This window comes from Azospirillum sp. A29, assembly GCF_042604625.1.
GTDB lineage: Bacteria > Pseudomonadota > Alphaproteobacteria > Azospirillales > Azospirillaceae > Azospirillum > Azospirillum palustre.
In genome coordinates this window covers 403,055-417,489 of the sequence record NZ_CP170467.1, presented here as the reverse complement: position 1 = coordinate 417,489, position 14,435 = coordinate 403,055, and the positions used below count along the sequence as shown (strand labels likewise).

General features: G+C 66.4%; 15 protein-coding genes and 2 tRNA genes. 11 read left to right on the top strand and 6 right to left on the bottom strand.

From position 1 onward, the window contains the following. Window positions 1-69 precede the first annotated feature (69 nt). Window positions 70-1,020 (bottom strand): DMT family transporter, encoded by a 951-nt coding sequence (locus tag ABNQ38_RS29975; protein ID WP_377810950.1) that lies wholly within the window; start codon window positions 1,018-1,020, stop codon window positions 70-72. Window positions 1,021-1,419: 399 nt separating this feature from the next. Between ABNQ38_RS29975 and ABNQ38_RS29970 the strand changes: the two genes are divergently transcribed. The 7 genes from ABNQ38_RS29970 to ABNQ38_RS29940 all read left to right on the top strand — a co-directional run bounded on the left by ABNQ38_RS29970 (window position 1,420) and on the right by ABNQ38_RS29940 (window position 8,391). Beyond that, entirely contained in the window at window positions 1,420-3,018 is a 1,599-nt protein-coding gene (locus tag ABNQ38_RS29970) for an ABC transporter substrate-binding protein (protein WP_377810949.1), read from the top strand. Between the two features lie 238 nt (window positions 3,019-3,256). Beyond that, window positions 3,257-4,267, top strand: a complete 1,011-nt coding sequence (locus tag ABNQ38_RS29965; RefSeq protein WP_109050116.1) for an ABC transporter permease subunit — start codon at window positions 3,257-3,259, stop codon at window positions 4,265-4,267. Between the two features lie 9 nt (window positions 4,268-4,276). Next, on the top strand, window positions 4,277-5,200 hold the full coding sequence (locus tag ABNQ38_RS29960) for an ABC transporter permease subunit (RefSeq protein WP_377810948.1): 924 nt from the start codon (window positions 4,277-4,279) through the stop codon (window positions 5,198-5,200). A 4-nt stretch (window positions 5,201-5,204) separates the two neighbouring features. Then, complete coding sequence (locus ABNQ38_RS29955) at window positions 5,205-6,194, top strand: ABC transporter ATP-binding protein (protein ID WP_377810947.1); 990 nt, start codon at window positions 5,205-5,207, stop codon at window positions 6,192-6,194. Continuing rightward, window positions 6,194-7,207 carry a peptide ABC transporter ATP-binding protein gene (locus ABNQ38_RS29950; protein WP_377810946.1) on the top strand — a complete coding sequence of 338 codons (1,014 nt, stop codon included), beginning with the start codon at window positions 6,194-6,196 and terminating at the stop codon, window positions 7,205-7,207. Before ABNQ38_RS29955 ends, ABNQ38_RS29950 begins: the two co-directional genes overlap by 1 nt. A 105-nt stretch (window positions 7,208-7,312) precedes the next feature. Next, a complete protein-coding gene (locus tag ABNQ38_RS29945) occupies window positions 7,313-7,801 on the top strand; it encodes a YajQ family cyclic di-GMP-binding protein (protein WP_109050120.1) in 489 nt (162 codons plus the stop codon). Window positions 7,802-7,983: 182 nt separating this feature from the next. Further along, on the top strand, window positions 7,984-8,391 hold the full coding sequence (locus ABNQ38_RS29940) for a hypothetical protein (protein WP_377810945.1): 408 nt from the start codon (window positions 7,984-7,986) through the stop codon (window positions 8,389-8,391). A 54-nt stretch (window positions 8,392-8,445) separates the two neighbouring features. Here ABNQ38_RS29940 and ABNQ38_RS29935 read toward each other — a convergent pair whose 3' ends face one another. Continuing rightward, on the bottom strand, window positions 8,446-8,661 hold the full coding sequence (locus tag ABNQ38_RS29935) for a hypothetical protein (RefSeq protein WP_377810944.1): 216 nt from the start codon (window positions 8,659-8,661) through the stop codon (window positions 8,446-8,448). A 386-nt stretch (window positions 8,662-9,047) separates the two neighbouring features. Between ABNQ38_RS29935 and oxlT the strand changes: the two genes are divergently transcribed. Continuing rightward, window positions 9,048-10,343 carry an oxalate/formate MFS antiporter gene (gene oxlT / locus ABNQ38_RS29930; protein WP_377810943.1) on the top strand — a complete coding sequence of 432 codons (1,296 nt, stop codon included), beginning with the start codon at window positions 9,048-9,050 and terminating at the stop codon, window positions 10,341-10,343. Between the two features lie 13 nt (window positions 10,344-10,356). On the opposite strand, the gene ABNQ38_RS29925 is transcribed toward oxlT, so the two are convergent. From ABNQ38_RS29925 to ABNQ38_RS29915, 3 genes are read right to left on the bottom strand one after another with little or no spacing between them, the layout of a single operon-like run. Continuing rightward, window positions 10,357-11,247 carry a S49 family peptidase gene (locus ABNQ38_RS29925; RefSeq protein ID WP_377810942.1) on the bottom strand — a complete coding sequence of 297 codons (891 nt, stop codon included), beginning with the start codon at window positions 11,245-11,247 and terminating at the stop codon, window positions 10,357-10,359. A 58-nt stretch (window positions 11,248-11,305) separates the two neighbouring features. Beyond that, window positions 11,306-12,076, bottom strand: coding sequence for a tRNA1(Val) (adenine(37)-N6)-methyltransferase (locus ABNQ38_RS29920; protein WP_377810941.1), 771 nt, complete (start codon window positions 12,074-12,076; stop codon window positions 11,306-11,308). Further along, on the bottom strand, window positions 12,073-12,279 hold the full coding sequence (locus ABNQ38_RS29915) for a DUF2007 domain-containing protein (RefSeq protein ID WP_109449728.1): 207 nt from the start codon (window positions 12,277-12,279) through the stop codon (window positions 12,073-12,075). The genes ABNQ38_RS29920 and ABNQ38_RS29915 overlap by 4 nt, the downstream gene beginning before the upstream one ends. A gap of 117 nt (window positions 12,280-12,396) precedes the next feature. On the opposite strand from ABNQ38_RS29915, the gene ABNQ38_RS29910 reads away from it, so the two are divergent. The 3 genes from ABNQ38_RS29910 to ABNQ38_RS29900 all read left to right on the top strand — a co-directional run bounded on the left by ABNQ38_RS29910 (window position 12,397) and on the right by ABNQ38_RS29900 (window position 13,933). After that, window positions 12,397-13,413 (top strand): polyprenyl synthetase family protein, encoded by a 1,017-nt coding sequence (locus tag ABNQ38_RS29910; protein ID WP_377810940.1) that lies wholly within the window; start codon window positions 12,397-12,399, stop codon window positions 13,411-13,413. A 145-nt stretch (window positions 13,414-13,558) separates the two neighbouring features. After that, window positions 13,559-13,635, top strand: a tRNA-Pro gene (locus tag ABNQ38_RS29905). A gap of 221 nt (window positions 13,636-13,856) precedes the next feature. Beyond that, window positions 13,857-13,933: transfer RNA gene (locus ABNQ38_RS29900), tRNA-Pro, on the top strand. Between the two features lie 73 nt (window positions 13,934-14,006). Here the strand turns inward: ABNQ38_RS29900 and ABNQ38_RS29895 are convergent. Then, window positions 14,007-14,411, bottom strand: a complete 405-nt coding sequence (locus ABNQ38_RS29895; RefSeq protein ID WP_377810939.1) for a carboxymuconolactone decarboxylase family protein — start codon at window positions 14,409-14,411, stop codon at window positions 14,007-14,009. Window positions 14,412-14,435 lie beyond the last annotated feature (24 nt).

Below are 14,435 nucleotides of genomic sequence, written 5' to 3'. Positions count from 1 at the left end.
GGTGGCGAAGGTCCGGCCAAGATGGGAGGACGGCCCTTGCCGATCAAGCGATACCGGTTGGCATGCCGCTCAGGCCGCTTTGCCTGCCGGTTCCGCCGCCGGCTTGCGGGCTTGCAGGGTGGCGAGCATCACGCCGGGCAGCACCAGAAACACGCCCATCAGGTGGAAGCCCTGCAACGGCTCGGACAGCATCGCCCACGAAGCCAGCGCCGCCCACAGCGGCGACACGTACAGCGCGGTGGAGGCGCGGGCCGCCCCCATCATCGCGATGGTCTTCTGATAGGCGAGCAGCGCCAGCACCGAGGCGAACAGCGCCACGGCGACGATCGACAGGACGGTGGAGACGGAAAAGGGGACCGGCCGCACCGCCACCGTCTCCCACGCATAGAAGGGCGCCAGCACCAGCACGCCGGCCAGCGCATTGGCGGCGAAGGCGGTGACCACCGGCAGGGGTGCGCCCGATTGCCGCAGCAGGATGGTGTAGACCGACCAGGACACCGCCCCGGTCAGCACCAGCAGGTCGCCGCCATTGAAGGACAGGTGCCGCAAAGCCTCCAGATCGCCGCGGGTCAGGATCACCAGCACGCCGGCCATCGCCAGCAGGATGCCGAGGATCTGCCGCGGCCGGATGGCGTCGCCCAGCCAGACCGCGGCCAGCGCCAGGATCATCGCCGGGCTGGTGGCATAGATCAGGCTGGCATTGGTGGCGCTGGTCCGCTCCAGCCCGTAATAGACGATGGCGCCCGAAATTCCCTGGCCCAGCACGCCCAGCAGCAGGTAGCGCCGCCATTGCGCCTTCAACTGCCCGCGGTGGGCCAGCAGCCCCGGCAGGGCGAAGGGCAACACGATCAGGAAGGCGATCAGCCAGCGCCAGAAGGCCAGTCCGATCGGTGGCACCACATGCGCCGCCGCCCGCCCGACCACGGGGTTGGAGGCCAGCAGCGCGGACCCGACGATGTAGAGGCTGTAGGCGGCCAGCGGTCCAGACCGCAGGGAGGACGGCAGAAGCGGAAAGGGCATGCCGGACCGGTATCCGAAAAATGGTTTCATAACAGGTGCAACCCAGCCTAGCATGGGGTTGGTCGCCGGACTTCACGGCGGGTGCGCATGACAGCCGACCGCCTCCATCGGCTGCGCGCATTTCCCCGGCGATACACCCGGAAGACCTGATTCGCCGGGGTAGGAAGCTGCCGGTTCGGTCAACCGGATGGTTGGCTTTGCAACTGTTTCGTTTTCGGGGGCGAAAATGTATCCATACGGACGTATTGGCGCCACGAATTGTGCCCTGCGCCACGGTATAGCCACGTATGCATGTAGGCGTTGACAGGCGCCTTGGGCTCGCGCCAAATGGCGACGCTATTTCCAAAGGCGTTCTGGCAAATTTGCATACGCTCCAATCGGAATCGGGAGGCAAGACGAATGAAGCGCATCCTGCTGGGTGCCGGGCTTGGTATGGCCGCGGCGCTGGCGCTGTCGGCGCCGGCCCAGGCGGCGAAGACCCTTGTTTATTGCTCCGAGGGTAGCCCCGAAAACTTCAACCCCATGTTGAACACGACCGGCACCAGCTTCGACGTTGCTCTTCCGGTCTACAACAACCTCGTCCAGTTCGAGCATGGCGGCACCAAGGTCGTTCCCGGCCTGGCGGAATCCTGGACCATCTCCGACGACGGGCTGGTCTACACCTTCAAGCTGCGTGCCGGTGCCAAGTGGCACAGCGTCGGCGATTTCAAGCCGACCCGCGATGCCAACGCCGACGACGTGATCTTCTCGTTCGAGCGCCAGTGGAAGCCGGATCATCCCTTCCACAAGGTCTCCGGCGGCGCCTACGACTACTTCAACGACATGGCGATGCCCAAGCTGTTGAAGTCGATCGAGAAGGTCGACGACCTGACGGTCAAGTTCACGCTGAACGCGGTCGAGGCGCCGTTCCTGGCCAACCTCGCCATGCCGTTCGCCCCGATCATGTCGGCCGAATATGGCGCGATGCTGCTGAAGAAGGGCACGCCGGAGAAGCTGGACCAGGTTCCGGTCGGCACCGGTCCCTTCCAGTTCGTCGCCTACCAGAAGGACGCCGTCATCCGGTACAAGGCGTTCGAGCAGTATTGGGGCGGCAAGCAGCCGCTCGACAACCTCGTCTTCGCGATCACGCCCGATGCGGCGGTTCGTCTGGCCAAGCTGAAGGCCAACGAATGCCAGATCATGCCGTATCCGAATCCGGCCGACATTGACGGAATGAAGAAGGACACCTCCATCGTCGTTCAGGAGCAGGAAGGCCTGAACGTCGGTTACGTCTCCTTCAACGTGACGAAGAAGCCGTTCGACGACGTGCGCGTCCGCCGCGCCGTCAGCATGGCGCTCGACAAGAAGGCGACGGTCGCCGCGGTCTATCAGGCCGCCGGCGTCCCGGCCAAGAACCCGATCCCGCCGACCATGTGGTCGTACAACGACGCCATCGAGGATTATCCCTACGACGTCGAGCGCGCCAAGAAGCTGCTCGCCGACGCGGGTTATCCCAACGGCTTCGAGACCGACCTGTGGGCGATGCCTGTGCAGCGCCCGTACAACCCCAACGCCAAGCGCGTCGCCGAGATGATGCAGGCCGATCTGGCCAAGGTTGGCATCAAGGCGAAGATCGTGCAGTACGAGTGGGGTGAGTACCGCAAGCGGATGCAGCAGGGCGAGCACCAGATGGGCATGCTCGGCTGGACCGGCGACAACGGCGATCCGGACAACTTCCTCTACACCCTGCTGGGTTGCGAGGCTGCGCGTCCGGGCGGCAACAACCTGTCGAAGTGGTGCAACAAGGAGTTCGACGACCTCGTCGTCCAGGCCAAGCGCACCACCGACATCGCCGCGCGCACCAAGCTGTACGAGCAGGCGCAGGTCATCTTCAAGGAAGAGGCCCCGTGGTACACCATCGCCCATTCGGTGGTTTACACGGGCCTCGCCAAGAACGTCGTCGGCTACAAGATGGACCCGTTCGGCGTCCATCGCTTCGAAGGCGTCGACCTGAAGTAATGCGCGACGCGCCCCTGAAAAAGGGGGTGCGGCGCCGGGTGTACCGGGTTGGAGGCGTGGGGTTCCACGCCTCCAACCCTTTGAACAGAGTGGCATTCCCAACCCTGTGCAAGCGGGGAAGGGCCGGAGTGGGGGCAGGTGCCCCTGATGGAACGGGGCGTCGGCCCAAGCGGTTTTTGTACCGGTTCGGCGCTCCGTTCCAGTTTTCACCGTAGTTTTAAAAAACGAGTACCCGTCGATGCTTCGCTTCATCCTGACGCGGGTAAGCTTGGTGATTCCGACTTTTCTCGGCATCACCTTTCTGACCTTCATCCTGATCCGGCTGGTTCCCGGCGACCCCATCGAGGTGCGCGTCGGCGAACGGGGTATCGCGCCCGAACGGCTGGCCGCCCTCCGCCATGAACTGGGTCTCGACCAATCGCTCTGGCAACAGTTCCTCGATTATGTCGGCAACGTGCTGTCGGGCGATTTCGGCCTGTCGCTGGTCACCCACAATTCGGTGCTGAGCGAATTCATCACCCTGTTCCCGGCGACGCTCGAACTGGCGCTGTGCGCCATGCTGTTCGCGACGCTGGTGGGCCTGCCGGCCGGCATCCTGGCGGCGGTCAAGCGCGGGTCGCTGTTCGACCACGGCGTGATGGGCGCCAGCCTGACCGGCTATTCCATGCCGATCTTCTGGTGGGGCCTGCTGCTGATCCTGTTCTTCTCGGTCGCACTGGGCTGGACCCCGGTCTCGGGGCGCCTGGATCTGGTCTATTACGTGGAGCCGGTGACCGGCTTCATGCTGATCGACACGCTGATGGCCGGCGATTACGAGGCGTTCCGCTCGGCGCTGTCGCACCTGATCCTGCCGACCATCGTGCTGGGCACTGTGCCGCTGGCCGTGGTGGCGCGCATGACGCGCTCGGCCATGCTGGAGGTGCTGGGCGAGGATTACATCCGCACCGCCCGCGCCAAGGGTCTGGACAGCGGCCGGGTCATCGGCATGCATGCGCTGCGCAACGCGCTGATCCCGGTGGTGACTGTCATCGGCCTTCAGGTCGGCACGCTGCTGGGCGGCGCCATCCTGACCGAGACCATCTTCTCCTGGCCGGGCGTCGGCAAATGGCTGATCGAATCGATCAACCGCCGCGACTATCCGGCCCTGCAGGGCGGCGTCCTGCTGATCGCCACCTCGGTGATTCTGGTCAATCTGCTGGTGGACGTGCTGTACGGCGTCCTCAACCCCCGCATCCGTCACGCGCGGTGAGGCCATTCCATGTCCGCTGAAACCTCGACCAATCCAGAGCCCGCCGTCCCGGAACCGATCGCCGTGTCGCGCCCGCCGCACCCGCTGACCGAGTTCTGGTATCATTTCAAGCAGAACAAGGGCGCGCTCGGCGGTCTGGTGGTGATCGCGCTGATCGCGCTGATCGCCATCTTCGCCGGGGTCATCGCCCCGCACAATCCCGACATCCAGTACCGCGACGCCATCCTGACCCCGCCGGTCTGGCAGGAGGGCGGAAGCTGGAGCTACATCCTGGGCACCGACGACATCGGCCGCGACATGATGTCCCGTCTGATGTACGGCGCGCGCCTGTCGATGATGATCGGCCTGATCGTCGTCACCCTGTCGCTGGCCGTCGGTCTGGGGCTGGGGCTGGTCGCCGGCTTCTTCGGCGGCATGGCCGACGTGCTGATCATGCGCGCCATGGACATCCTTCTGGCGCTGCCGTCGCTGCTGCTGGCCGTGGTGGTTGCCGCCATCCTCGGGCCGGGGCTGGTGAACGCCATGCTGGCGGTGTCGGTGGTGGTGATCCCGCACTATGCCCGCCTGACCCGCGCCGCCGTGCTGGCCGAGGTGAACAAGGACTATGTCGTCGCCTCGCGCGTTGCCGGGGCCGGGCCGCTGCGCCTGATGCTGATCGTGGTTCTGCCCAACTGCGTCGCCCCGCTGATCGTGCAGGCGACGCTGGGCTTCTCCACCGCCATCCTCGACGCCGCGGCGCTGGGTTTCCTCGGCCTCGGCGCGCAGCCGCCGACGCCGGAATGGGGCACCATGCTGGCCTCCTCGCTCCAGTTCCTCCAGCGCGCCCCCTGGGTCGTGACCTGGCCCGGCATCGCCATCCTGGTGACGGTGCTGGCCTTCAATCTGTTGGGCGACGGTCTTCGCGACGCGCTCGACCCCAAGCTGAAGCGTTGACCTCATGCCTCTTCTCGACATCAAGAACCTGTCGGTCGAGTTCACCACCCGCGCCGGCACCTTCCGCGCGGTGGATGGCATCGACCTGACCGTGGACGAAGGTGAGGTCGTCGGCATCGTCGGCGAATCCGGCTCCGGCAAGTCCGTCACCTCGCTGGCGGTGATGGGGCTTCTCGGCTCCAACGGCCGCGTCGTCGCCGACCGGATGATGTTCGGCGGCCGGGACCTGCTGACCATGTCCGCCGCCCAGCGCCGGAAGATCACCGGCAAGGACGTCGCCATGGTCTTCCAGGAGCCGATGACCAGCCTGAACCCCTGCTTCACCGTCGGTTTCCAGATCATGGAGACTCTGCGCGTGCATGAGGGGCTGTCCGGCAAGGCGTTGCGCAACCGCGCCATCGCGCTGCTGGAGCAGGTCGGCATCCCGGCGCCGGAAACCCGCCTGTCGGCCTTCCCGCACCAGCTGTCGGGCGGCATGAACCAGCGCGTGATGATCGCCATCGCCATCGCCTGCAACCCGCGCCTGCTGGTGGCGGACGAGCCGACGACGGCGCTGGACGTCACCATCCAGAAGCAGATCCTCGACCTGCTGGTCCAGTTGCAGCGCGAACGCGGCATGGCGCTGATCCTGATCACCCACGACATGGGCGTGGTGGCGGAGACGGCCCAGCGCGTCGTCGTCATGTATGCCGGCCAAGTGGCGGAAACCCGCCCGGTCCAGTCCCTGTTCGAACGGCCGCGCCACCCCTACACCGGCGCCCTGCTCGACGCGCTGCCGGAGCGGGCCCTGGGCAAGCGCCGGCTGCCGACGATTCCCGGCATGGTGCCGGGCATCGCCGACCGGCCGGCCGGCTGCCTGTTCAGCCCGCGCTGCCGCTTCGCCGACGCGCGTTGCCGTGCCGAACGCCCGGCGCTGTTCGATGTGGACGACGGGCGCGCGCGCTGTTTCTACCCGCTGCCGGACGGCCATCCCGCCGCCGGGGAGGCGCTGTGATGACCACCCAGACCGAACCCCACATCTTCGAGGCCTCGGCCGGCAATTCGGTCGTGCTGGAAGCCCGCGACCTGCGCAAGCACTATGCGGTCAAGCGCGGCGCCTTCAAGCCGATGGCGACGGTGAAGGCGCTGGACGGCGTGTCCTTCCGTCTTCAGGCCGGCAAGACGCTGGCGGTGGTCGGCGAGTCGGGCTGCGGCAAGTCGACGCTGGCCCGCTCCGTCACCATGATCGAGCCGCCCAGCTCGGGCGAGCTGCTCTATGACGGCCGCGAGGTCGTCGGGCGCAGTGCCGCGGAGATGAAGGAGCTGCGCCGCACGGTGCAGATGGTCTTCCAGAATCCCTATGGCTCGCTGAACCCGCGCAAGACGGTCGGCTCCATCCTGACCGAGCCGCTGGTCATCAACACCGCCATGGACAAGCACGAGCGGCGCGACCGTGCGGTGGCGATGATGGGAAAGGTGGGCCTGCGCCCCGATCAGGTCGACCGCTATCCGCACATGTTCTCCGGCGGCCAGCGCCAGCGCATCGCCATCGCCCGCGCGCTGATGCTCAGTCCGCGCGTCGTCGTCGCGGACGAGCCGGTGTCGGCGCTCGACGTGTCGATCCAGGCGCAGGTGCTGAACCTGATGATGGATTTGCAGGAAGAGCTGAACCTCGCCTACCTGTTCATCTCCCACGATCTCAGCGTGGTGCGCCACATCGCCGATTCGCTGATGGTGATGTATCTGGGCAAGCCGGTGGAGCATGGCGCCAAGGACGTGGTGTTCACCCGTCCGCGCCACCCCTACACCCGCATCCTGCTGGCGGCGACGCCGCGGGTGAACCCGGATCTGCGGATGGACCGGGTGGTGCCGAAGGGCGAGCTGCCGTCGCCGCTGAACCCGCCGCCCGGCTGCGCCTTCCACAAGCGCTGCCCCTTCGCCACCGAGCGCTGCTCCGCGGAGGTTCCGCCGCTGCGCACCGTCGATGAGCGGCTGGTGGCCTGTCACTACGCCGAACAGATGGACTGACCGGAGAGGCGATGGTTCGGGAAGGCGGCTGTTGAGTGCGGCGGCCGTATTCTTTACGGTTGGCCCGATTCGTTTCTCAGCAGTCCTATCAGGGAGAGTGCCGCCATGCCGTCGTTCGACATCGTGTCCGAGACGGACGTCCACGAGATCGACAACGCCCTCGCCGGTGTCCGCCGCGAGATCGAAACCCGGTTCGACTTCAAGGGCTCCAAATGCACGGTGGAGCGGACCGAGAACGAGATCGTTCTGCTGGCCGACGACGCGCCGAAGCTGGCGCAGATGCAGGAACTGCTGCGCGTCTATGTGACCCGCCGCAAGCTCGATGCCGCGGCGCTGGACTTCACCGCGCAGCCGCAGCGCGCCGCGGGCGATGCCCTGCGCCACACCGTGACGATCAAGCAGGGAATCGCGCAGGATCTGGCGAAGACCATCGTCAAAGGGATCAAGGACAGCAAGATGAAGGTCCAGGTCTCGATCCAGGGTGACGAGCTGCGGGTGACGGGCAAGAAGCGCGACGACCTGCAGGACGCCATCGCCCTGGTCAAGCGGATGGGCATCGAGCAGCCGTTGCAGTACCAGAACTTCCGCGACTGATCTCAAGCCGGCCCGGCAACGCTTGCCGGGCCGCTGGGAATCTTCTGCCGGGTGGCTGGGAAATTTTTGCCGGTCAAATCGTCGCAGGGGCGGTGCCGGCCCTTATGAATCGCCGGTTGTGTTGATGGCGTGATTTTTGCGTATGTCCCTGCGGTTCGCCACAAACCGCCGGGGATCGTCCCATGTCGATGATGGCCAACAGCGAGGCCACGCAAGCCATGCGCATCAGGGCGGAAGACGTCCTGGAGCGCAAAGGGACGTCCGCGTCCAGGCAGGCCGGGGCGCTGGCCGGCCAGTTCGCGGCGATGCTGGAAACTCTGAACGGGGTCGGGGAGGGCGACGCCTCCGGTGCCGGTGGCACGGGAGTGTTGCCGAACGCCCAGCCCTCCGTGCGCCTCGGCGTCGGTGCCGTCACCCTGTTCGCGCAGGAAGACGGGCAGGGCGGGGCCGGCATGGACTCCGCGTCCCCGGTGCCCGACCCGCAGGACCCTGCCACCGCGATGCAGGTGGTGGAAAGCGCCATCCAGACCGGCAACGGGGCCAATTTCCGCTGGCTGACCACCCTGCTGACGCAGAACTCGGCGGCCTGATCTCTGCAGCCTGATCTCCGCGGCCTGATCCGGGCCGCGTTCGGAAGAACCCACTCAGAACCCCCGGCCGAACTCGGCCCAGGACATCGCGACATCCGGCGATTCCGGCTTGCGCTTGCCGCCGCCATGGCGGGTGCGGAAACCCGCGAACAGATCCGGCAGGGCGATGTGCGGGAACGACGCGAGAGAGTCGATTCCCGCAGGAGCGAAGCCGGCGGGGGCCAGAGCGGCGGTGCCGGCGAACAGGCGGGTCAGGATGCTGGACATCATGCGATTTCCCCTGGCTGCGGCGCGGCTCGTCAGCGCCGTTGAACATGGCCGGATCATGCGCCTGCTGTCGCACCGCAACAAGATATTATGTATACCAGATACCGTATTTCAAATATGTGTGCGCCGCATGGCTCTGCCTTGACAGTTCTGTTCGCAAGACAAGCAATCGGTGCATGCCTGCCAACGTGGAAAAGCGAGACTTTTCAACGCATTCCACGATGTGAAAAAGAATAACGCATTCGGTATCCGGTATTTGGAATACGGATTGTTGAGGCGCACAGTCATGTCCGAACGGCGCTCGACGCGGTGCGATGCGGGTGGCCCGCCACAGCGGACAGCCACACCCCGCCGATCCTGCGCCCCCACGCTCAACGGGACTTTGGGGCATGACCACAGAGACGACCGAAGACCGCGGTCTTCTGCACAACAAATGGTTCCAGCTCAGCGTCGGCCTGCTGTGCATGGCGATGATCGCCAACCTGCAATATGGCTGGACGCTGTTCGTCGATCCCATCGATGCCAAGCATGGCTGGGGACGCGCGGCCATCCAGATCGCCTTTTCCATCTTCGTCTTCACCGAAACCTGGCTGGTCCCGGTCGAAGGCTGGTTCGTCGACCGCTACGGCCCCCAGGTGGTGGTTCTGGTCGGCAGCCTGCTGGTCGGCGGTTCCTGGGTGATCGACAGCCAGGCCACGTCGCTGCCGATGCTCTACACCGCGGCGGTGATCTCCGGCATCGGCGCCGGCTGCGTCTATGGTACCTGCGTCGGCAACGCGCTGAAATGGTTCCCGCAGCAGCGCGGCCTCGCCGCGGGTGTCACCGCCGCCGGCTTCGGCGCCGGTGCGGGCGCCACGGTCATTCCCATCGCCAACATGATCGCCTCCCAAGGCTACGAGCAGGCCTTCCTGGTCTTCGGCATCGGGCAGGGCGTGATGATCTTCGTGCTGTCCTTCTTCCTGCGCAAGGCGCCGAAGTCGAGCGGCCCGGTGCGCAAGAGCGGGCTTGCCCAGACCAAAATCGACCATCCGCCGTCCCGCGTCATCCGCACCCCGGTCTTCTGGCTGCTCTACGTCATGTTCGTGATGGTGGCCTCCGGCGGCCTGATGGCGGCGGCCCAGATCGCGCCCATCGCCCATGACTTCCATGTCGCCGATTCGCCGATCAACATGTTCGGCCTCGTCCTGCCGGCGCTGACGCTGGCGATCTCCATCGACCGCATCCTCGACGGCGCCGGCCGGCCCTTCTTCGGCTGGGTTTCCGACCGCATCGGCCGCGAAAACACGATGTTCATCGCCTTCGGCATCGCGGCGCTCGCCATCGTCCTGGTGACGCAGCTCGGCCGCAACCCGGTGATGTTCGTGATCTTCACCGCGATGTTCTTCTGCGTCTTCGGCGAGATCTACAGCCTGTTCCCGGCCACCGCCGGCGACACCTTCGGCTCGAAGTTCGCGGCGACCAACGCCGGCATGCTCTACACCGCCAAGGGCACGGCGGCGCTGCTGGTTCCGCTCAGCAGCATCATCGCCAGCCATTTCGGGTGGCACGCCGTGTTCTACATCGCCGCCAGCTTCAATCTGGTCGCCGCGGTGCTGGCATTGTTCGTCCTGAAGCCGCTGCGTGCGGCCTTCATCCAGGCCGACGATTACGGGCTTCAGGCGGCACCGGTCACCGCCGAGCGCTGACGGCGGGTTCTCCTCAAAGCCCCAGCTTCGCCCAGGCCGCCCAATCGTCGAGAGAGGTGCGGGCGGCCGCCACCAGGGCATCGGCGAAGGCCTCATGCGCCCCGGCTTCCAAGGCCGGGGCGTTGCCGTATCCGGCGCGCAGCCGCAGCCGCCGCAGCATGCCGCCTTCCTGCTGCACCACGCGCAGCCGGACCTTCTCGCCGAAGCGCCCGCGCATGACCGAGCGGAGGTCGCCCAGCCCGTCGATCAGCCCGAGCGCAAGCGCCCGCCGCCCGGCCCAGAAGGCGCCGGAGAACAGCTCCTCCTCCGGACCGGTCAGCCGGCTGCCGCGCCGGCTGCGCACCATCGCCTTGAACGCCTCGTGCACGTCGGCCTGGAGGGCCTTCAGATGGGCGACCCCGTCCTCCCGCTCCGGCGAGAAGGGGTCGAGCAGCACCTTCTTGTCGCCGGCGGTGTAGAGGCGCCGTTCGATGCCGTGGCGCTCGATCAGCCCATGCAGCCCGAAGCCGGACGACACCACGCCGATGGAGCCGACGATGGAGCTTTCGTCGGCCCAGATCTCATCCGCCGCGCAGGCCAGCCAATAGCCGCCCGAGGCCGCGGCATCCTCGCAGAAGGCGAAGACCGGCAGTTTCTTCTCTTCCGCCAGATCGCGGATCCGTTTGGCGATCAACGCCGACTGCACCGGCGACCCGCCCGGCGAGTTGACGATCAGCGCCACCGCCTTCTGGTCCTTGGGCGCGAAGGCACGCTCCAGCAGCGGGGCGACGCCGGCCAGCGTGAGGCCGGAGCGGAGCGGACCGCCCTGGCCGATGACCCCGGTCAGGCGGACGACGGACACCAGCGGCCCGGCCTTGCGCCAGGGGCCGAAGGGAAGTTTGGCGAGGAGGGATTTCAGGCTCATGCCGGCAGAGATGGGATTGAAGTCTCCCGATTGAAAGGCTCCGCCCCCGCTAAAAAAGCTAGACGAGCAACGCTTCCGCGTCGCGCAGCACCCGCTCTGCCGCCGGGCTGTAGCCGCCTTCGGCCTTGTGCACCGTCAGGCCGGCGGTCAGCCGGGCCGGCGCCCTGCCGCCCTTGCGGGCGACCAGCAGCAGACGCTTGGCCTCCATCCCCGGCTTGGGCCACAGCGGCACCAGGATCAGGCTGCCGAAGCGGCCGCGCAGCGCGTGCAGAATGTCGTCGATCCGGTCGGCGCGGTGGACCATGGTCAGCATGCCGCGCGGCTTCAGCATGCGGCCGGCGAAGCGCACCCAGTCGGCCAGCTGCGCCGCCCCTTCCACATTCGCCGCGGCCTTCCAGCCGTCGGGCGGGACGCTGGCGGCCCCCGTCTTCAGATAGGGCGGATTCATCATCACCCGGTCGAACCCGGCGCTGCCTAGCGCGTCGGGTGGGGCCAGCAGGTCGCCCTCCACCACCGTCACCCGCTCCGCGACACCGCTGAGCGCGGCATTGCGGCGGGCGAAGGCGCAGGCGTCGGCCCGCTGTTCTAGCCCGACCACCGCCGCCCCCGGCACCCGGACGGCGAGGCACAGTGCCGCAGCCCCGGTGCCGGTGCCGACATCCAGCACCCGCTCGCCGTCGCCGGCGGCGGTGATCGCGGCGAGGAAGACCGGATCGATGGCGGCGCGATAGCCGCCCTCGGGCTGGAGCAGCCTGACCCGGCCGTTCAGCAGGAAATCGGCGGGTGCTTCGAGACTTTGTTCCGAAGCCGGAATGATCGTGCCGGTCACGCCTCGCCGGCCTCGCGCAGGATGCGGACGGCCTGTGCGGCATCGTCCGTATCGACCATCAGCCGCCGGGGAATGGCACCGATGGACCCTTCGAGGATGCTGGTGTAGCTGTCCAGCACGATGGCCTCGATCCCGGCATCGGCCAGCAGGGCGACCAGCCAGGACAGGCGGACGGGATCGGTGGTGCGCAGCAGTTCGGTCATGGTTTCTCGAAAGGACGGGCGTCTCGAAATAACGGCCCCCTGCGGACTTGACCGAAGAGCCTAGGCCGTTATGCTCCCTAGCGCAAATTCTGACGTCAATCATCCGTGGAGTCGACCTTGGCGGTCGTGACCAACTTCGAGCCGAAACGGCGCAAGTCTACCCCGCTCGACGACCTGACCGCTTTGGTGGCCGAGGACCTCAGCGCCGTCAACCAGATCATCCTCGACCGCATGCAGTCGCAGGTCGAGATGATTCCCCAGCTGGCGGGCTATCTGATCGCCGCCGGCGGCAAGCGCCTGCGTCCGGTGCTGACTCTGGCGGCCGCCAACCTGTGCGGCTACCAGGGCGAGCATCACCGGCTGCTGGCCGCGGTGGTGGAGTTCATCCACAGCGCGACCCTGCTGCATGACGACGTGGTCGACGAGAGCGACCTGCGCCGTGGCATGGCCTCGGCCAACGCGGTGTTCGGCAACAAGGCCAGCGTGCTGGTCGGCGATTTCCTGTTCTCCCGCGCCTTCGAGATGATGGTGGAGGTGCAGTCGCTCGACGTGCTGCGCATCCTGTCCGGCGCGTCCGCCATCATCGCCGAAGGTGAGGTGCTGCAGCTGCGCACCACCAACGACACCGAGACCAGCGAGCAGGCCTATCTCGAGGTCATCAAGGGCAAGACCGCCGAGCTGTTCGCCGCCGCCTGCCGTGTCGGCGCCGTCGTCGCCAACCGCCCGCAGGCGGAGGAGATGGCGCTCTACGACTACGGCATGAATCTCGGCATCGCCTTCCAGCTGGTCGACGATGTGCTGGACTACTCGGCCTTGCAGGCGAAGCTGGGCAAGACGGTCGGCGACGATTTCCGCGAGGGCAAGATCACCCTGCCGGTCGTGCTGGCCTTCCGTCGCGGCAACGACGAGGAACGCGCCTTCTGGCGCCGGGTTATGGAGGAGCTGGACCAGAAGGACGGCGACCTGGAGCGTGCCCAGACGCTGATGGCCCGCCACAACGCCCTGAAGGACACGGTGGAGCGGGCGCGCCATTACGGCTCCATCGCCCGCGACAGCCTGGGCCTGTTCGCCGACGGGCCGGTCAAGCAGGCCCTGCTGGAAGTCATTGATTTCGTGATCGATCGCGATTTCTGACGAGGCAGCCGAGAGGGTGGATCGACGGTCCGGATCTTTTTGACGATGACGCATTTTTGCGTTGCGCCCCCGGTCCGGACCGTTTATACACCCCCTCCACCGGCGGACGGCGCACTTAAGAGTGAACGGCCGACGGTGACAGGACCGGAGAGTAGCTCAGCCTGGTAGAGCACTGCTTTCGGGAGGCAGGGGCCGGAGGTTCGAATCCTCTCTCTCCGACCATAAAGACAAGGGCTTCCGGAGAAATCCGGGAGCCCTTCGTCGTTTCAGGACTGCCGTCCGGTGCGGCGGAACAGCCGAATAAAATGCCCCTACAAAATGGCATGGCAAAAATGCAGCGGGCGGGCTGTGACTTTGCATTGCGTCGCCGGCCGGAACCGTTTATACACCCGCTCCACCGACGGACGGCGCACTTAAGAGTGACCGGCCGGCGGTGACAGGACCGGAGAGTAGCTCAGCCTGGTAGAGCACTGCTTTCGGGAGGCAGGGGCCGGAGGTTCGAATCCTCTCTCTCCGACCATAAAGACAAAGGCTTCCGGAGTGATCCGGAAGCCTTTCGTCGTTTCAGGGCTGGCGCCGTATTGGCGGCCTCGTCAGGCGGCGCGCTGCTGTTGCGACATCTGGCTCCGGACATGGTCGCAGGCCTGATCGACCTCCCGTGTGAAGGTGTCGTAATCCACCTGCATGCCGTTCAGATAGGCGCTCCAACCTGCGCTGGACTTCGCGTAATGGACAGCGGCCTCGATCTCGTCGCTGGTCGCGCCGAACAGCCTGGCGAGTGCGGTATGGTAAAAGACGCAGTACCGGCACTTTGTGATGGCGGCGATCCCGAGGCCGATCAGTTCGCGATATTTCTGTGGGATTGGCCCGTCATCGACCTGCACGGCTTTGAACAGGCGCCATTCGGCTTCGACGGTGGTGTCGGGCAATTCCTTGAAGAAGGATGGAACCAGTCCGAAGACGTCGGTGATCTCTCGGTATACGGCTTGACGATCCATGTGCCCCTCCCTGAGGTGAGGCGT